Genomic DNA, 16,479 nt, shown 5'->3' on the forward strand with positions numbered 1-16,479 from the left:
GGCACCACCATGACTGCTCCGTCGCTCGTTCAGCGTCCCAGTAAGGCCCTGCTGATCGGACTGGTCGTCTCCGGCGTCCTCGCCCTGATCGTGCTGGCCGTCATGCTGCTCTCCGGCGGTCCCGTCGGGTTCGGCCTGTCCGCGCTGCTGGCCGTGGCGCCGCTGCCGGTGCTGCTCGCGGCCGTGCTCTCGCTCGACCGGCTCGAACCCGAGCCGAAGCTCAACCTCGCCTTCGCCTTCGCGTGGGGAGCGGGGGTGGCCATCGTCGCGGGGATCGCGCTGACGCTGGCCGGCCAGCAGCTGTTCCTGCGGGCCGGCTACACGTCGTCCGCGGTCGAGAACATCGGCACCGTCGTGCTGGCGCCGGTGATCGAGGAGGCGCTGAAGGGCTCGGCGCTGCTGCTCCTGCTGCGCCGCAGGGTCGAGATCGACGGCCTGACCGACGGCATCGTCTACGCCTCCATGGCCGGCCTCGGCTTCGCGGCCGTGGAGAACGTGGGCTACTACCTGCTCGCGTTCGGGGAGGACGGCGCGGGCGGCGCGGTGCAGCTCTTCGTGCTGCGTGGGCTGATCGACCCGCTCGGCCATCCGATCTACACCTCGATGATCGGGCTCGGCGTCGCGTACGCGCTGACCCGGCGCACGGCGTTCAGGTACGCCGCGATCCCGCTCGGCTACTGCGCCGCGGTCTTCCTGCACGGACTCTGGAACGGCGCCGCCACCACCAACTCGCTGTCCTGGCTGGGCGCGGCCTACCTGGTGATCATGGCGGCGCTGGTGCTGCTCATCGTCGTGACCGTGGTCGAACGCCGCCACCTCGTCGCCAGGATGGCCTACTACCTGCCCGCCTACCAGCAGACCGGGCTGGTCACCGACGCCGACGTCCGGATGCTGACCACGCTGCCCGCGCGCAAGGCGGCCCGCAAGTGGGCCAGGGGAGCGGGGCTCGGCCGGGCGATGGGCGACTACCAGCAGGCGGCGACCGAGCTGACCCTGCTGCACCTGCGGGCCGAGCGCCAGGGGATGGACCCGCGCAGGTTCGCGCTGGAACGCGACGCCCTCCTCGGCGCGATGGCCCAGGCCCGCCGCTGGTGACGCTCCCGGGAGCGAACGGGGACGGCGGCGGGTGACGCTCTTACGAGCGGACCCGCAGGGCGGCGAGGGCGGCGACGCCCGTGAGCGCCACGCAGGCCCCCACCGCGACGGCCGTTCCCTGCGCGAGCCCGAAGCCCCCGACGGACGCCGCCATCCCGGCCGACCCCAGCGAGGAGCCGAAGGACCTGGCGGTGTTGCTGGCCCCCGACCCCATGGAGACCCGGTGCGCGGGCACGCTCTCGATGGCCAGGTGGGTGATCGAGGAGTTGATCAGCCCCGAGCCCACGCCGCTGACGGCCAGCCCGGCGACGACCAGCGGCAGTGACAGCGACGCGCCCGTGGCCAGCAGCCCCGTGAACCCGGCCGCGCTGAGCCCGAAGCCGAGGGCCAGCCGGGCGGCCGTGCCCAGCCGTACGTGCCTGGCCAGCAGCGACGACACGAACGACAGCCCCGCCCAGACGCTCAGCAGCAACCCCGCGTCCAGCGGCGTCAGCCCGTGGGCCGCCTCCAGCACGGTCGGCAGATAGCCGATCAGCCCGACGATGGCCACCCCCACCACCAGCGCGCCCGCGGTCGCCACCAGGAACTCCGCCCGTCCGAACAGCCGCAGGTCCAGCAGCGGCTCCCGCCGCCGCCGCTCCACCGCCACGAACGCCGCGATCAGCGCCGCGGCCAGGGCGAACGCCACCGGCACGACCGGCCGCGACCACCCCACACGGCCCTCGGTCACCCCCGCGACCAGCGCCGCGATGCCCAGGCTGAGCAGCACCACCCCGGGCAGGTCGAACCTGCGCGGCACCATCCCGCCCGACTCCCGCAGCACCCGGGCCGAGACGAGCGTCAGCAGCAGCGCGGCCAACCCCATCAGCCAGTACGTCGCCCGCCAGCTCATCACCGAATACCCCAGCCCCGACACGAGCGGCCCCGCCAGGGTGCCCAGCCCGATCATGGCCCCGTAGCGGCCGGTGGCCCGCACCCGCTCGGACCCCGCCGGATAGGCGTGCCCCACGATGCCGAGGCTGGCGGCCAGCATCGCCGCGCTCGCCCCGCCCTGCACCAGCCTGGCCAGCACGAACTCGGCGATGCTCGTGCTCAGCGCCGCCGCCACGCTGGAGGCGGCCAGCACGCCCGTGCCCGTCACCAGCACCCGCCGCCGCCCGTAGTCGTCGGCCAGACCGCCGGCGACCAGCAGCAGCGAGGCGAGCCCGAGCGCGATGGAGCCCAGGATCCACACGGGCCCCGTCGGACCGGCGCCGAGCGATCGGGAGATCTGCGGCAGCGTCACCATCGGCAGCGTGAAAGAGGCCATCACCAGCAGCGGCGCCGACGAGGCCACGGCCAGCGTGTACGGAGGCGCGATTGTCGGTTCGGTCACTGAACTCATAGCGCGCACGCTACCACGGTTCGGTGAATGAACTAACATGGGCTCATGGCGCTCGGCAAGAACTACGACGGCCAGGACTGCTCACTGGCCAGTGCCCTGGAAGTGATCGGCGAGCGGTGGACGCTGCTCGTGGTCCGCGACGCCATGTACGGCGTGCGCCGCTTCGGCGACTTCCAGGCCCACCTCGACATCCCCAAGGCCGTGCTGTCCCAGCGGCTGTCGGCGCTCGTCGCGGCCGGCGTCCTCGAACGACGCCGCTACCAGGACGCGCCTCCGCGCGACGAATACGTCCTGACCCCGGTCGGGCGCGGGCTCTGGATCCCCGTGCTGTCACTGGGCGCGTGGGGCGAGCGCCACCTCGCCGCCAACGGCCCCCGCCGGCTGTACCACCACGTGTCCTGCGGCACCAGGCTCGACGACGTGTCGTTCTGCGCCGCCTGCGGCAGGAGTGTGCCGATCGAGGAGATCGAGGTCCGCCCCGGGCCCGGGCTGCGCGACGACACGCGGCAGGACCAGGTGAGTCTCGCCCTGCGAAAACCCCATCGGCTGCTGACCCCACTCCTGACAAAATAGGCTCAACACCCCGAATGGAGATCGCATGAGCTGGGCGGAGATCGAGTCGGAGGCCGAGTTGCGCGAGCTGCTCGGCGAGGTCATGCCGAGGGCCGCGACCAAGGAACGGATGCTCCTGCACGAGCGCGACCGGGAGTGGCTGGCGGCCTCGCCGTTCTGCCTCATCGCCACGTCCGGCGCCGACGGCACCTGCGACGTCTCGCCCAAGGGTGATCCGGCGGGGTTCGCGCACGTCATCGACGACACCACGATCGCGATCCCGGACCGCCCCGGCAACCGCAGGGCGGACGGATTCCTCAACGTCCTGAGGAATCCGCACGTCGGGCTGATCTTCCTGATCCCCGGCCGCAACGAGACGCTGCGGATCAACGGCCGGGCCCGGCTCGTGCGCGAGGCGCCGTTCTTCGACGAGCTGATCGTCAAGGGGCACCGGCCGGACCTGGCGCTCGTGGTCGAGATCGAGCAGATCTTCTTCCACTGCGCCAAGGCGTTCATGCGCTCGTCGCTGTGGAAGCCGGAGAGCTGGACCACCGACACGCTGCCGTCCCAGGCCAGGCTGGTCAAGGAGACGCAGAAGGTGGAAGAGAGCCTCGAAGAGCTCGAAAGCTACTACGGCGAGACGTACGCCAAGCGCCTGTACGGCTGACGGCGCGTCTTTACGTCTTCAGCGTCCGCGTCCTCAGCGTCCGCGTCCTCAGCGTCGGCGCGTCACCGCGTTCTCAGGCGGCCGGCGTGGGGCCGCCGGGGAAGCGGATGACGTTTCTGCCCGCGTAGGCACGCAGATCGATCACCGGGTCGGCCGGCGCGGATTCTGCGGGTCGCTTGCGGCGATCCACCGAGCGGATGTCGCGGATCTTGTGCCTGGCGATGTGTGGCGGCACTGCCACAAGCCTGTTCATCGTGAGCCCCCCGTGATGTTCTTGTTACCTATGTTATCTACAGATACCCCCGTAAGTTCGGTGTAAGGAGCACCTCAGTAGGGAAGATTGCGGCCGGACGGCGTACGCAGATCCAGCTCGGCCGTCAGCCGGCGGCGTCGCCTCGCGGCCTGCTTCCTGACTCTGACGCGTTTCATGGAGCTCCCCCTTCCGTCCGGGCGACGGCATGGCGGGCGGGGTCCGCACCCGCCATGCGCGTCAACCTAACCGGGCCCGGGCGTCCGCTCAATGCATTTCTGCGGACTCGGCTGGGTTCACACGGGCGGCGCGACCCGCGCGGTCACGTTGATCCGGTTCCACGTGTTGATCATGGCGATGGCCACGACCAGCACCGCGAGCTGCTCCTCGCTGTAGAACTCGGCCGCGCGCCGCCACACGTCGTCGGCGACGACGGCGCGGTCGGCGATCCTGGTCGCCTCCTCCGTCAGCGCCAGCGCCGCCCGCTCGGCCGGGGTGAACACCGTGGCCTCGCGCCACGCCGCCACCATCCAGAGCCGCTCGTCGCTCTCGCCGGACTTCTTCATGTCTCTGCTGTGCATGTCCACGCAGTAGGCGCAGCCGTTGATCTGGCTGGCCCGCAGCTTGACCAGTTCCAGCGTAGCCGCGGGCAGCTCGCTGTCGTGCAGCAGCTTCTCCACCGCGAAGAAGTGGCGGTAGATCTCGGGAACGTGCTTGGAGACGTCAAGCCTCTGGCTCATGGGAACCTCCGTATTCTCGTCGGTGCCAGCTGGGACAGGACAGCGCGTCCCGTTGTGACGGCTCCGGCGAAAAAGGTTCGTTCCCCGACCCCTACCCCTGATCAGCCGCGGCAGTTGCCCCAGTGCGCGCGCCCGCCCGACGCCTCGATCCTGCCGCGCGGATCGCGGGTCCAGCCGGCGTAGCGCACGCACTTCCAGGCGCCCTGGATGTGCCCGGTCTCGGCGTAGTAGCGGTACTTCTGCTGATCCTCGCTCCGGCCGCCGCCCCTGACCTCGATGGAGGCGCCGGTGAGCGTGCGGGTGCCGGTGTACCTCGTCTTGATCGCGGCGACGCAGTTCTTGCCGCTGCGCTTGCTATACATCAGGTACACGTGCCCGAACACGGCTCCTCTGGAGGTCCTCATCGCCCGGTGGCCGTCCTCGACCCGCTTGAAGCCCTTGCCGCAGACCCGTTCCGGGCTGTACGCGGCCGAGGCGGCGTACGCGGCGGAGGGGGTGGCGGCGATCCCGGCGGCGACCAGGCTGGCGGCGATGACCGTACGGAGAAGCACGAGCGTCCCTTCAAAGGGTAATAAAGGCAAGGACGATCTTTACTGCGACTTGACCGAAATATCAAGGGGTGCCGGTAAATGCCGCTGATCGCGGTCTGTGCGGTGTGGGGCGTGTTCTGGGGGTCGTGGTCGGCCCTGCTGCCCGCCGTCAAGCTGGAGCTGGGGATCTCGGCGGGTGAGCTGGGGCTGGCGCTCAGCGCCGTACCGGTCGGGGCCCTGCCCGCGATGGCGCTGACCGGGCGGCTGGCCAGGGGCAGGGAGCGGGCCGCCCTGATGACGACCACGGGCCTGTTCGCGCTCTCCGTCGCCGTCATCGGCCTGGCCGGCACCGCCTGGCAGCTCGCGCTGGCGCTGCTGCTGGTCGGCGCGTTCAGCGGCGCCCTCGACATCGCGCTGAACCTGGCCACCGGCCGCGCCGAGCGGGAGAGCGGGCGCCGGCTCTTCCAGCCGGTGCACGCCGCCTTTCCGGTCGCGGTCATCGCGGCGGCCCCGCTCACCGGCCTGGCCCGCTCGTACGGCCTCGGCGCCGGCACGGTGCTGGTCGTCGTCGCCCTGCTCGTGGCCGCCACGGCGCTGACCCCGTTCGCGCTGCGCCTGGGCCACGGTCTGCCGGAACCATCCGCCACCGGGACGGACCGGCGCAAGCTGTGGGGCACGGTGATCGTGCTGGGGGCGCTGGCCGCCTGTGTCCTGATCATCGAGAACTCGGTCGAGCAGTGGTCGGTCCTGCTCCTGGAGGAGCACAGGGACGCCACGCCGCTGGTCGCCAGCGCCGCCCCCTCGGTCTACATGGCGGCGCTGACGGCGGGCCGGCTGATCGTGCAGGCGCTGCCCAGGACGTCGCTCAGGGCGCTCTACCTGGTGGCCGGGCTCGGGGGCGGCGCCGGCATCGCCCTGGCGGCGCTCGGCGGCGGCGTGGCGGTCTCGCTGGCCGGGTTCGCGGTGACCGGGCTGGCCCTCGGGCCGATGGTGCCCGCCCTGCTCAGCCGGGCGGCGGCCGACGACTCCAGCGGCACGATGGTGTGGGGGGTGTCCACGCTCTCGTACACGGGTTTCGTGCTCAGCCCGCTGCTCGTGGCCGGGCTGAGCGGCGGGCTCGGCCTGCCCGCCGCGCTGGCCGCGCTGGGACTGCTGGGCCTGCCGCTGGTGGCCCGCTCCGCCGTCGAACGCCGCTGACGCCGGCAGGCGGCGAATCCGCTGTCGAGCGCCGCCGGCCTGGACGAGCAGCGGAATATGGCCGTTTCTTGGGGCAAAACAACCCCGGAATCGGGTAGTCCTCCGGGCGGATCGACTGTATGAGGGGATCATCATGGCTGTCTGCGAGACCTGCGGCAACGACTATGACATGGCGTTCGAGGTGCACGCGCAGGGAGCGGTGCACACCTTCGACTGCTTCCAGTGCGCGATCGAGGGCATGGCGCCCATCTGCGAGCACTGCGGCACGAAGGTCATCGGGCACGGCGTGCAGGCCGGCGAGCACTGGTACTGCTGCGCGCACTGCGCCCGCCAGGAAGGCGACAGCGGCATCGTCGACCGCGTCATGGCCGGCACCTCGTCCTGACCGGACACCGCGTCCTGAAGGCCGCGTCATGAACACCGCGCGCGGTGCGGTGAAAGTCACCCCGCCCGCGCGCGGCCCGCAGGTTCAGCGGGTGAAGCCGATGTCCTCGTACCGGAGGTCGAAGAAGCCGCGCGCCCCCACGTTGGCCAGCGTCTCCCGCACGGCCACGTTCTGCGGTCGCTGGTACAGCGGCAGCACGTTCACCTCCTTCCAGAGCAGCGCGTCGGCCGCGTTCGTCGCCGCGCGGGCCCTGACGGGGTCGAGGCTCTGCGCGGCGCGGCTCATGGCCTGGTCGATCTCGGCCGAGCCGGTACGCCCGAAGTTCGCGTTCCAGGACTTGCCGTCCTCCGCCTTCGCGTAGATCGCGTAGCTGCTGGAGACGGGGAAGGGCGTGCCGATGTAGGCGAAGGGCGTGATGTCGAAGTTGCCGGGGATGACGTACTTGCTGAAGAAGTCGTCGCTGGGCACGGCCTTGATGGTGAGCTTGACCCCGATCTGGGCCAGCATGCTCTGCGCCAGCTCACCCTCGGCCTTGCTGATCTGCACCCCCGACGGCACCACGAACCGCAGGTCGAGCGGCTCGCCGTTCTTCTGCCTGACCGATCCGTGCAGCTTCCAGCCGGCCGCGTCCAGCAACTGCTTGGCCCGCTCGGGGTTGTAGGCGCCGAGGGCTCCTGCGTTGTCCTGGTAGCCCTCCTGGGTGTTCATGAAGAAGTGGTTGTTCAGCAGCGTGATCGGCCAGTCGAGGCCCTGGAGGTCGGACTGGGCGATGGCCTGGCGGTTGATGCCGAGCTGCACGGCCTGGCGGACCTCGCGGTCCTTCAGCAGTTCGCTCGCGCCGTTGAAGGTGAAGTGGCGGAAGTCGGGCCCGGCGGCCTGCCGCACCTGGGCACCCACGGTGGACTTGGCGCGGGCGTAGCCGGGCGCGGACGGGCCCACGTCGATGATGTCGAGCTCACCGTTGCCGAACGCGCCGATCAGCGAGTCCTGCTCCGACGCACGATAGATGATCTTGTCCAGTTTGGCGCGGTTGCCCCACCAGGCGTCGTCCCGTACCAGCGTGATCGTCTTGGCCGTCTGGTCGAAGCCGCCGAACTTGAACGGCCCCGCCGTCACCGGGATCTTGTTCACCCAGGCGTCGTTGAACGCCTGCGCGCTGCGGTTGGTCGAGGCCGGCAGCAGCGGCCCGAACAGCGCCTGCCAGTCACCGAACGGCTTGCCGAACGTCACCACCACCTCGAAGTCGTCCTTGCCCCGCGCCACCTTCTCGATGTCCTGGTAGCCGGTGGAGGAGGCGATGCGGTAGGCCGGATCGCGCCCGCTGAGCGCCCGCCACTGCGCCTCGTAGTCGGCCCACGTGATCGGCTTGCCGTCGGACCACTTCGCCTTCGGGTTGAGCGTGTACGTCACCACCTGCTTGGGCCGCTGGTCGCTCACCTCGGCGCTGAGCACGTAGTCGCGGTCGATCGAGATCTCGGCCTTCTCGTCCGACACGAACGGCGAGGGCAGCAGCGCGTTGCTGACCACGGCCGCCATCGCCAGGTTGCCGTCGACCTGGTTCCTGTTCCACTGCGTGGGGAACTCGTTGATGCCCCAGCGCAGCGTCCCGCCGTCCTTGACGTTCTCGCGCGGCTGCGGGTTGATGTCGAAGGCCCTGATCGTACGCTCGTCCCCAGGGCTGTCCTGGAGCCCGGAACCGCCTCCCCGGACGTTTCCGCAGCCCGCCAGCAGCAGCGAGCCCGTCACCGCGGCGGACACGACTAGACGTGATGCTTTCATCGAGCGGATTTCCTCCTGGATCGAGCGAGGTCTACACGACTTCGCGCCTGTCTGCGTAGTGGCAGGCCGCCCCCTGGTCCGCCCCCAGCAGCCGCACCTCGGGCTCGACGCCGACGCACAGCTCGCGCTCGGCGTCGGTGAGCTCGGCACGGAACTTGGGGCACCTGGTGCGGAATCGGCAGCCCGTCGGAGGGTGGGCCGGGCTGGGCAGGTCGCCTTCGAGCAGGATGCGCGCGCGGGAGCGCTCGCGTACCGGATCGGGCAGCGGGATCGCCGACAGCAGCGCCTGCGTGTACGGATGCGCGGGAGCGTCGTAGACGGCGTCGACCTGGCCGATCTCGGCGATCCTGCCCAGGTACATCACCGCCACCCGGTCCGCGATGTGCCGCACCACGGCCAGGTCGTGCGCCACGAACAGGTAGGACAGCCCGAGCCTGGCCCGCAGCGAGTCGAGCAGGTTGATCACCCCGGCCTGGATCGACACGTCGAGCGCCGAGACCGGCTCGTCCAGCACCAGCAGCCGCGGCTCCAGCGCGAGCGCCCTGGCGATGCCGATGCGCTGCCGCTGCCCGCCGGAGAAGTCCTGCGGATAGCGGGCGGCGTGGGAGGGGTCGAGCCCGACCAGGGCCAGCAGCTCACGCACCCGCCGCCCCGCGTCGGGCCGGCCGTGGGTGCGCAGCGGCTCGGCCAGGATGTCGTGCACGGTCATGCGCGGGTCGAGCGCCGCGAGCGGATCCTGGAAGACGACCTGCATGTCGCGCCTGATCTCCGTGCGCTCGGAGCGGCGCAGGCGCGCGGTGTCGTGGCCGAGCACGACGACGCTGCCCTCCTGCGGCGGGGCCAGCTCCAGGATCTGAGTCAGCGTGGTCGTCTTGCCGCTGCCCGACTCGCCGACCAGGCCCAGCGTCTCGCCCTGCCGCAGGTCGAAGCTGACGCCCGCCACCGCGTGCACCGTGCCGACCCTGCGCTTGAACACCGCCCCCCTGAGCAGCGGATATTCCTTGACGAGGTTGCTGACCTCCAGCACGGTCCGCTCCCCGCGCACCCGCAGCAGCGGGAGCCCGCCGGGGGCCTCGGGCGCGGCCGGCTCGCGCGGTCCCACCTCCTCCCAGCGGATGCACGCGGCCCGATGCCCGCCGGCGACCTCGGCCAGCGGCGGCTCGCTCTCGTCGCACGCGTCGATCCGCATCGGGCAGCGCGGCGCGAACGGGCAGCCGGGCGGCAGCGCCGCCGGCGACGGCGGGTTGCCCTCGATGGGCACGAGCGGCTGCCGCGCGCCCCGGTCGACCCGCGGGATCGAGCCGAGCAGGCCCACCGTGTACGGCATCCGCGTCCGGTAGTAGATGTCGTCCACGTCGCCCACCTCGACCGGCCGGCCGGCGTACATCACCAGCACCCGGTCCGCGAACCCGGCCACCACCCCGAGGTCGTGCGTGATCATGACGATCGCCGCCCCGGTCTTGGCCTGCGCCCGCTTCAGCACCTCCAGCACCTGCGCCTGGATGGTGACGTCGAGCGCCGTGGTCGGCTCGTCGCAGATGATCACGTCGGGGTCGTTGGCGATGGCCATCGCGATCACCACGCGCTGGCGCATGCCGCCGGAGAACTCGTGCGGGAAGGCCAGCGCCCGCTCGGAGGGGTGGGGGATGCCGACGAGGTCGAGCAGCTCGACGGCCTTGACCAGGGCGCTCTCCCTGCTGACCCGCTGGTGCACGCGTACGGCCTCGGCGATCTGGTCGCCCACCCGGTAGACCGGGGTGAGCGCGGAGAGCGGGTCCTGGAACACCATCGACATGGACCTGCCGCGGACGGCGTTCAGCCGGCGCTCCGGGGCGCCGATCAGCTCCTGACCGTGCAGGCGTACCGAGCCGGTGACGCGCGCCCCCGGCGGCAGCAGCCCCATCACGGCCGCCGAGGTGACCGACTTGCCCGAGCCCGACTCGCCGACGATGCCGAGGACCTCGCCGGGACGTACGGAGTAGCTCACCCCGCGCACGGCGTGGACGTCGCCGAACGACACGGTCAGGTCGCTGACCTCAAGCACCGGCCGCGTCGCGGCGCCCTCACCGCGGACCGGGCTCGGCGCGGCCCCCTCACCGCGGACCGCGCTCATCGCGCCCCCTTCGCCGAGGACGGGTCGAAGGCGTCGCGCAGCGCGTCGCCGACGAGGTTGACCGCGAGCACGGTGACCACCAGCAGCCCGGCCACGAACCAGAACGTCCACGGCGCGTACACGGCCGTCAGGGAGCCCTCGGCGATCAGCGTCCCGAACGACACGTCGGGCGGCTGGATGCCGAAGCCGAAGTACGACAGCGAGGTCTCGGTCAGGATCGCGCTGCTGACGTTGAGCGTGGCGTCCACGATCAGCAGCGACGACAGGTTGGGGATCACGTGCCGGAAGACGATCCGCACCGGCGGAACGCCCATGTAGCGGGCGGCCTGGACGAACTCCCGCTGCCGCAGCGAGATCGCCATCCCGCGCACGATCTTGGAGGTGACCATCCACAGGAACAGCGCCAGCATGATCACGAACAGCGGCCACTGCCCCGAGCCGAACAGCGGCGACATGATCGCCAGGACCAGGAACGCCGGCAGGACCAGCAGCAGGTCCGTCACCCAGCTCAGCACCCGGTCGGTCCAGCCCAGGAAGTAGCCGGCGAACGCCCCCACGACCGCCGCCAGCGCCGTGGACACCAGTGCCGCCAGCAGTCCCACGGCCAGCGACTTCTGCATGCCGCGCAGCGTCACCGCGAAGACGTCGGAGCCCGTCTGGAGCGTTCCGAACCAGTGGCGCGCCGACGGCGGCTGCATGAACGCGGTGAAGTCCTTGTCCGTGTAGGTCCACGGGCTGACCAGCGGCCCCGCGAACGCCAGCAGGAACATCAGCGCCAGCACCGCGAACCCGATCACCCCCTGCGGGGAACGGAAGAAGCGCCCGGCCACCGTCCGGGCCCGCGACGGCGCCCTGACCGGCGCGCCGATGGTCAGGTCCTCGGCCAGCTCCTCCTCGGACAGCGCCATCAGGCCCGGACCCTGGGGTCGAGCGCGGCGTGCAGCAGGTCGGCGGCCAGGGCGGCGAGCAGCACGGCGACCGCGGCCAGCAGGGAGATGGCGGCGACGGTGTTGACGTCGTTGCCGAAGATCGAGTCGATCAGCTGCTCGCCCAGGCCGTGCCAGCCGAAGATCTTCTCGGTGAACGTCGCCCCCGTCAGCAGCGCCCCGAACGTGAACGCGAAGTAGGTGACGACCGGGATCATCGCGGTGCGCAGCGCGTGCCGGGTCAGCGCCCGGCGCCTGCTGAGCCCCTTGGCCCTGGCTGTACGGACGAAGTCGGCCCCGAGCACGTCGAGCATCATGTTGCGCTGGTAGCGGCTGAAGACCGCGATCAGCCCCACCGACAGCGAGATCGTCGGCAGCACGAGGTGCTGCAGCCGGTCCACCACCTGGCCCCACCATCCGGTGGCCAGCCCGTCGCTGTACTCGCCGCTGACCAGCAGCAACTGGCGGCCGAACACGTTCTGGTTGGCCCACGCCGCCAGCAGGATCAGCATGTTGGCCAGCACGACCACCGGCACGGCCAGCACCAGGAACGACAGCCCGGCCGAGAGCCGGTCGAACCACCCGTACTGCCGCACCGCCGCCAGCGCCCCCACGGCCACCCCCAGCAGGCTGCCGCAGAGCAGGCCCAGGATGACCAGGCGGAACGTCACGCCCATCCGCCGCTTGAGCTCCTCGCCGACCGGCGCGCCCGCGACCGTCTTGCCGAAGTCGCCGCGCAGCACGCCGCCGGCCCACGTGGCGTAGCGCTGCAGCAGCGGGGCCTTGTCGTTGAGGTTGAGCGCGTCGAGCTGGGCGTCGACCGCGGCGGGCGGCGGCTTGGGCGTGCGGTCGGCGTAGTTGGAGCGCGGGTCGAGAGCCGTGGCCGCCACGAGGTAGGCGAGGCTGGCCGCCAGCGCGACGAGCACGGCGTAGTTGAGCAGTCTGCGGGCCAGGAACCCCGCCATCGCCCCACCTCCTGCGCGCACCCCGCACGTACGACGCGCCACCGACTCGTGGCTCATCGTAGTCATATAGCTACACCAGGCGAGCGCCTCCGCGCACGGAAGCGGCAAAGAAGCTCAGCGGCCGGACAGCTCGTCCACGGCGGTGCGGACGTCTTCACTGGTGATCGTGGTCAGATCGGCCGCGCTGGCCGACCCGCCGCGCGAGGTGTGGGCGGCCAGGCGCACGTCGCGCCGCATGGCCGCCCGCTCGAACAGCGACCTGGCGAAGCGGCCGTTGCCCAGGCCGTCGATCAGCCGGTCTTCGCACACCCAGGTGAAGACCTCGTCCAGGCGGCGCAGCGCCTCGTCGTCGAAGCTGTCGCCGGCCTTCTCCGCCAGCAGCACCGCGATCTGCGACAGCTCGCCGGGCGAGTAGCTGGGAAAGCCCACTCGCTGGTTGAAGCGGCTGGCCAGGCCGGGGTTGCTGGACAGGAAGGCGTCCATCTCGCGCTCGTAGCCGGCCAGCACGATGACGAGCCGGTCGCGGTCGTCCTCGGCCCGCTTGAGCAGGGTCTGCACGGCCTCGGCGCCGAACGCGTCGCCGCCCTGGTAGCCGGGGTTGACCAGGCTGTAGGCCTCGTCGATGAACAGCACGCCGCCGAGCGCCCGGTCCACCAGCTCGTTGGTCTTGATCGCGGTCGCGCCGAGATGCTGGCCGACCAGGTCGGCCCGGTGCGCCTCGACCACGTCGGGCCTGGCCAGCAGGCCGAGCGCGGCGAAGATGCGGCCCAGCACCCGGGCCACCGTGGTCTTGCCGGTGCCGGGCGGGCCGAGGAAGACGAAGTGGCGCATCTGCTGCGGCGTGGGCAGCCCTCGCTCCTGCCGCATCCTGGCCACCTGGAGCTGGGCGGCGATGGCGTGCACCTGCCGCTTGACCGGCGCCAGGCCGGCCATCCTGTCGAGGTCGGCCAGCGCCTCCTCCAGCGTGGGCGTGGCCACGTAGCCGCGGAAGCGCGCGGTCAGCTCGTCGAACGCCTTGGTCACGTCGGGTGTGGTGGTCGTCACCAGGTCGTGGGTGCTCGGCGTGCCGCCCGCGCCCACCACGCGCACGTCGCGGGCCTGCGCGGCGGCCTCGACCAGGCTGCGGGCGAAGCGGGCGTTGCCCAGCTCGTCGATCAGGCCGCGGCGGTGCACGTCGTCGAAGAGGCCGAGCAGCACCCGCCGGGTCTCGTCGTCCATCGTGTCGCCCCTGCGCCGCTGCAGCAGCTCGGTGACCTCGACCAGCTCGGCGGGGGAGTAGCCGGGAAAGCGCACCCGGGTGGCGAACCTGCTGGCCAGGCCGGGGTTGCTGGACAGGAACGCGCCCATCTCCTGCTCGTAGCCGGCCAGGATGATGATGAGCCGGTCGCGGTCGTCCTCGGCCCGCTTGAGCAACGTCTGCACGGCCTCGGCGCCGAACCGGTCGGGCTGCCCGTCGGCGGAGTTGATCAGCCCGTACGCCTCGTCGATGAACAGCACACCGCCCAGCGCCCGGTCCACCAGCTCGTTGGTCTTGATCGCGGTCGCGCCCAGGAACTCGCCCACCAGGTCGGCCCGCTGGGCCTCGACCACGTAGGGGGTCTCCAGCAGGCCGAACGCGTAGAAGATCTTGGCCAGCGCGCGGGCCACGCTGGTCTTGCCGGTGCCGGGCGGGCCGACGAAGACGAAGTGCCTGGTGGGCCTGCCGGTGGAGTAGCCGGCCTCGGCACGCAGGCGGCCGGCCTCGATGGAGGCGGCGATGGAGCGTACCTGCTCCTTGACCGGCACCAGCCCGATCATGGCCTCAAGCTCGCCGAGCGCCTCCTCGACCGAGATCTGCGGCGGCGCGCCCTGCTTGTCGCCGGGCGCGTCGGGCCGGCCCTCGCGCACCCTGACCCGCACCTGCTGCGCCTCGGCCGCGGCGTTGGCGGCCTTGGCCCTGCGGGCGAGCAGGAAACGGTGGACGAGGACGGCCGCGGCGGCGGCGCAGGCCACCCAGACGGCGATCCGGTCGGAGACGGGAGAGAGGGCGGCGGCCAGCAGCCCGGCGGGGGCGAGCGCCATCAGCGTGGTCACCCACGGCGTCACCCAGCGGATGAGGTGGGCCGCCCCGGCGACGGGCAGGGCGAGGAAGACCATCAGGTGCACGGTCGGCGCGCCGGGGCCGAACAGCGTGCTGAAGGCCACCAGCGCCAGCACCGCCCAGCCCGCCACGACCAGCGCGGTGGCGGCGGCCCTGGGATATCGCATGGTCAGCGCGACGAACGCGAGCAGCAGCAGCACGAGCGGGAAGGTCTTGAGCAGATCCCACCCGAGCGCGGCGCCCAGGCCCATGGCGGCCACGAGCGCGGCCACGTAGAGCACCCGGCGCACGGCCGGGGGAATCTGGAAATAACGCTGCCGAACCTTCTCGAACAGATCCCGCACCGCGGCCCGCCCCGCGGCCTGGGCCCTGTCGGACTCACGCATCACGCCTCCCCGGTCCGCCCCCGGTTATACCGCACCAGACCGACGATTGGGCGCTCCTGACACGCTAGGCGGAGGTCACGAAAGCGGCTATCCGACGGCCGAGTTCCGCGCCCGCGTCCTCCTGGAGGAAGTGGCCCGCGCCCTTGATCACGGGATGTCGCAGGCCAGCCGCCCCGCGCATGTTCTTCCGCAAAACGGGCGCCATGCCTCCCGTGATCGGATCTCCGTCGGAGAAGGCCACCAGGAACGGCCGGTCGAGTGTGGTGAGGATCGTCCAGGCAGCGCGGTTGGCGGGCGCCGCCGGGTCGTCGGGCGTGATCGGCACGAGGCCCGGCATGGCGCGCGGTCCCGCCTTGTACGACTCGTCGGGGAACGGCGCGTCGTAGGCCGCCAGCACCTCAGGCGGCAGCTTCGTCCGGCAGCCGGCCTGGACCAGGCGGGCGACGTCCAGCACCGGAGCCTTGCGCACGGCGTCCCTGAACCGGTGCCAGACGTCGGGCATGGGAATGTCACCCGTCGGCAAGCCCGTGTTGGCGGCCACGATCCTGGCGATGTGCGCGGGGTGCTCGGCGGCGATGCGCAGCCCGACGAGGCCGCCCCAGTCCTGGCCGACGATGGTGACGTCCTTCAGCCTCAACGTGTCGAACAGCAGGGAGCGGGTCCACTCGACGTGCGCGGCGTAGGTGTGCGCGTCCGGGTCGGCCGGTTTGTCCGAGCGGCCGAAGCCGATCAGGTCGGGGGCGATCGCGCGCAGCCCGGCTTCGGCTAGCTCGCGCATGACGTGCCGGTAGAGGAACGACCAGCTCGGCTCGCCGTGCAGCAGCACGACGGGCGGGCCGTCCTCCGGCCCCGCCTCCACGTACGCCATGCGCGGGCCGCCGGTGACCTCGGCGTGGCGGGGCTCGTAGGGGAAGCCGGGCAGGTCCGCGAAGCGCTCTTCCGGAGTGCGCAGGATGTCCATAGAACAATGTTCTACCGTGGGTGCGGCCGCGTCCAGTAACGGGTCAGCGGCGCTGGTGGCGGCCGGGGAACTCGCCCACCAGCACCTGCTTCGGCGTGACGCGCATGACGTCGGAGTCGGCCAGGGCGATCCCGCGCACCTCGACCCAGAACCGCCGCTGGAGCGGGTCGGAGGCGAACACCGCCACCCGGGGGTCGTCCTCGATGGCCTGCCACGCCTCGGTCTCGGCGATGAGGCGCAGCTCGCCCGACGAGGTCACCGAGGCCACCGCCCCGGCGACCCGGGGGCCGTACGCGTCGCCGTAGGCCAGCACGATGCTGCGGGCGTAGGAGAAGGTCTGGCGCACCTCGGAGTCCAGCGCGACCGACGGCTCGGCGCCCATGGGCAGGTCGCACATGAGCAGCGACGACCGCCTCGGGCCCGGGCTCCCGCGCCACCACGCGTGCAGGGCCCGCGCCACGAACACGAC

Annotated in this window: 15 protein-coding genes and 1 pseudogene; 5 read left to right on the forward strand and 11 right to left on the reverse strand. The window is 71.6% G+C overall.

The features are described from left to right. Window positions 1–9: 9 nt before the first annotated feature. Entirely contained in the window at window positions 10–1,095 is a 1,086-nt protein-coding gene (locus ABFX54_RS08340; RefSeq protein ID WP_346102867.1) for a PrsW family intramembrane metalloprotease, read from the forward strand. Between the two features lie 40 nt (window positions 1,096–1,135). Here ABFX54_RS08340 and ABFX54_RS08345 read toward each other — a convergent pair whose 3' ends face one another. Then, the gene (locus ABFX54_RS08345; protein WP_346102869.1) at window positions 1,136–2,479 is read right to left on the reverse strand and encodes an MFS transporter; all 1,344 of its coding nucleotides are present in this window, start codon (window positions 2,477–2,479) and stop codon (window positions 1,136–1,138) included. 45 nt (window positions 2,480–2,524) lie between these two features. Here ABFX54_RS08345 and ABFX54_RS08350 point away from each other — a divergent pair, with 45 nt between their 5' ends. Both ABFX54_RS08350 and ABFX54_RS08355 read left to right on the forward strand, forming a co-directional pair. Next, window positions 2,525–3,052 carry a winged helix-turn-helix transcriptional regulator gene (locus ABFX54_RS08350; protein ID WP_346102871.1) on the forward strand — a complete coding sequence of 176 codons (528 nt, stop codon included), beginning with the start codon at window positions 2,525–2,527 and terminating at the stop codon, window positions 3,050–3,052. 25 nt (window positions 3,053–3,077) lie between these two features. Then, on the forward strand, window positions 3,078–3,698 hold the full coding sequence (locus ABFX54_RS08355; RefSeq protein WP_346102873.1) for a pyridoxamine 5'-phosphate oxidase family protein: 621 nt from the start codon (window positions 3,078–3,080) through the stop codon (window positions 3,696–3,698). Window positions 3,699–3,771: 73 nt separating this feature from the next. On the opposite strand, the gene ABFX54_RS08360 is transcribed toward ABFX54_RS08355, so the two are convergent. The 3 genes from ABFX54_RS08360 to ABFX54_RS08370 form a co-directional block, all read right to left on the reverse strand. Further along, window positions 3,772–3,933, reverse strand: a complete 162-nt coding sequence (locus ABFX54_RS08360; RefSeq protein WP_346102874.1) for a hypothetical protein — start codon at window positions 3,931–3,933, stop codon at window positions 3,772–3,774. A gap of 311 nt (window positions 3,934–4,244) precedes the next feature. Then, the gene (locus ABFX54_RS08365; protein WP_346102875.1) at window positions 4,245–4,688 is read right to left on the reverse strand and encodes a carboxymuconolactone decarboxylase family protein; all 444 of its coding nucleotides are present in this window, start codon (window positions 4,686–4,688) and stop codon (window positions 4,245–4,247) included. A 101-nt stretch (window positions 4,689–4,789) separates the two neighbouring features. Then, window positions 4,790–5,239: a hypothetical protein gene (locus ABFX54_RS08370; protein WP_346102877.1), complete on the reverse strand. Its 450-nt coding sequence runs from the start codon at window positions 5,237–5,239 to the stop codon at window positions 4,790–4,792. A 78-nt stretch (window positions 5,240–5,317) separates the two neighbouring features. On the opposite strand from ABFX54_RS08370, the gene ABFX54_RS08375 reads away from it, so the two are divergent. Together ABFX54_RS08375 and ABFX54_RS08380 are read left to right on the forward strand one after the other, a co-directional pair. After that, window positions 5,318–6,415: an MFS transporter gene (locus ABFX54_RS08375; RefSeq protein ID WP_346102878.1), complete on the forward strand. Its 1,098-nt coding sequence runs from the start codon at window positions 5,318–5,320 to the stop codon at window positions 6,413–6,415. A 133-nt stretch (window positions 6,416–6,548) separates the two neighbouring features. Beyond that, window positions 6,549–6,800, forward strand: coding sequence for a hypothetical protein (locus ABFX54_RS08380; protein WP_346102880.1), 252 nt, complete (start codon window positions 6,549–6,551; stop codon window positions 6,798–6,800). A gap of 84 nt (window positions 6,801–6,884) precedes the next feature. Here the strand turns inward: ABFX54_RS08380 and ABFX54_RS08385 are convergent, their stop codons facing one another. The 7 genes and pseudogenes from ABFX54_RS08385 to ABFX54_RS08415 all read right to left on the reverse strand — a co-directional run. After that, the gene (locus ABFX54_RS08385; RefSeq protein WP_346102882.1) at window positions 6,885–8,579 is read right to left on the reverse strand and encodes an ABC transporter family substrate-binding protein; all 1,695 of its coding nucleotides are present in this window, start codon (window positions 8,577–8,579) and stop codon (window positions 6,885–6,887) included. 31 nt (window positions 8,580–8,610) lie between these two features. Then, window positions 8,611–10,692: a dipeptide ABC transporter ATP-binding protein gene (locus tag ABFX54_RS08390; RefSeq protein ID WP_346102884.1), complete on the reverse strand. Its 2,082-nt coding sequence runs from the start codon at window positions 10,690–10,692 to the stop codon at window positions 8,611–8,613. Then, a complete protein-coding gene (locus tag ABFX54_RS08395; protein WP_346102886.1) occupies window positions 10,689–11,600 on the reverse strand; it encodes an ABC transporter permease in 912 nt (303 codons plus the stop codon). The genes ABFX54_RS08390 and ABFX54_RS08395 overlap by 4 nt, the downstream gene beginning before the upstream one ends. Further along, complete coding sequence (locus ABFX54_RS08400) at window positions 11,600–12,583, reverse strand: ABC transporter permease (RefSeq protein ID WP_346102901.1); 984 nt, start codon at window positions 12,581–12,583, stop codon at window positions 11,600–11,602. The genes ABFX54_RS08395 and ABFX54_RS08400 overlap by 1 nt, the downstream gene beginning before the upstream one ends. 114 nt (window positions 12,584–12,697) lie before the next feature. Next, window positions 12,698–15,049, reverse strand: a complete 2,352-nt coding sequence (locus ABFX54_RS08405) for an AAA family ATPase (protein WP_346102888.1) — start codon at window positions 15,047–15,049, stop codon at window positions 12,698–12,700. A gap of 64 nt (window positions 15,050–15,113) precedes the next feature. Further along, window positions 15,114–16,010 (reverse strand): haloalkane dehalogenase, encoded by an 897-nt coding sequence (locus tag ABFX54_RS08410; RefSeq protein ID WP_346102890.1) that lies wholly within the window; start codon window positions 16,008–16,010, stop codon window positions 15,114–15,116. Between the two features lie 43 nt (window positions 16,011–16,053). After that, window positions 16,054–16,479, reverse strand: a pseudogene (locus ABFX54_RS08415) (hypothetical protein); the annotation flags it as partial.

Origin of the sequence: Nonomuraea maheshkhaliensis, from assembly GCF_039529435.1 — a bacterium.
GTDB classification, from domain to species: domain Bacteria; phylum Actinomycetota; class Actinomycetes; order Streptosporangiales; family Streptosporangiaceae; genus Nonomuraea; species Nonomuraea maheshkhaliensis.

What these genes read in the sequence shown, in the direction of transcription:
- ABFX54_RS08340 (WP_346102867.1), top strand. Translation starts at nt 10, where the DNA reads ATGACTGCTCCGTCGCTCGTTCAGCGTCCCAGTAAGGCCCTGCTGATC.
- ABFX54_RS08400 (WP_346102901.1), bottom strand. Translation starts at nt 12,583, where the DNA reads ATGGCGGGGTTCCTGGCCCGCAGACTGCTCAACTACGCCGTGCTCGTC.
- ABFX54_RS08390 (WP_346102884.1), bottom strand. Translation starts at nt 10,692, where the DNA reads ATGAGCGCGGTCCGCGGTGAGGGGGCCGCGCCGAGCCCGGTCCGCGGT.
- ABFX54_RS08405 (WP_346102888.1), bottom strand. Translation starts at nt 15,049, where the DNA reads ATGCGTGAGTCCGACAGGGCCCAGGCCGCGGGGCGGGCCGCGGTGCGG.
- ABFX54_RS08380 (WP_346102880.1), top strand. Translation starts at nt 6,549, where the DNA reads ATGGCTGTCTGCGAGACCTGCGGCAACGACTATGACATGGCGTTCGAG.
- ABFX54_RS08355 (WP_346102873.1), top strand. Translation starts at nt 3,078, where the DNA reads ATGAGCTGGGCGGAGATCGAGTCGGAGGCCGAGTTGCGCGAGCTGCTC.
- ABFX54_RS08365 (WP_346102875.1), bottom strand. Translation starts at nt 4,688, where the DNA reads ATGAGCCAGAGGCTTGACGTCTCCAAGCACGTTCCCGAGATCTACCGC.
- ABFX54_RS08375 (WP_346102878.1), top strand. Translation starts at nt 5,318, where the DNA reads ATGCCGCTGATCGCGGTCTGTGCGGTGTGGGGCGTGTTCTGGGGGTCG.
- ABFX54_RS08345 (WP_346102869.1), bottom strand. Translation starts at nt 2,479, where the DNA reads ATGAGTTCAGTGACCGAACCGACAATCGCGCCTCCGTACACGCTGGCC.
- ABFX54_RS08385 (WP_346102882.1), bottom strand. Translation starts at nt 8,579, where the DNA reads ATGAAAGCATCACGTCTAGTCGTGTCCGCCGCGGTGACGGGCTCGCTG.
- ABFX54_RS08410 (WP_346102890.1), bottom strand. Translation starts at nt 16,010, where the DNA reads ATGGACATCCTGCGCACTCCGGAAGAGCGCTTCGCGGACCTGCCCGGC.
- ABFX54_RS08350 (WP_346102871.1), top strand. Translation starts at nt 2,525, where the DNA reads ATGGCGCTCGGCAAGAACTACGACGGCCAGGACTGCTCACTGGCCAGT.
- ABFX54_RS08395 (WP_346102886.1), bottom strand. Translation starts at nt 11,600, where the DNA reads ATGGCGCTGTCCGAGGAGGAGCTGGCCGAGGACCTGACCATCGGCGCG.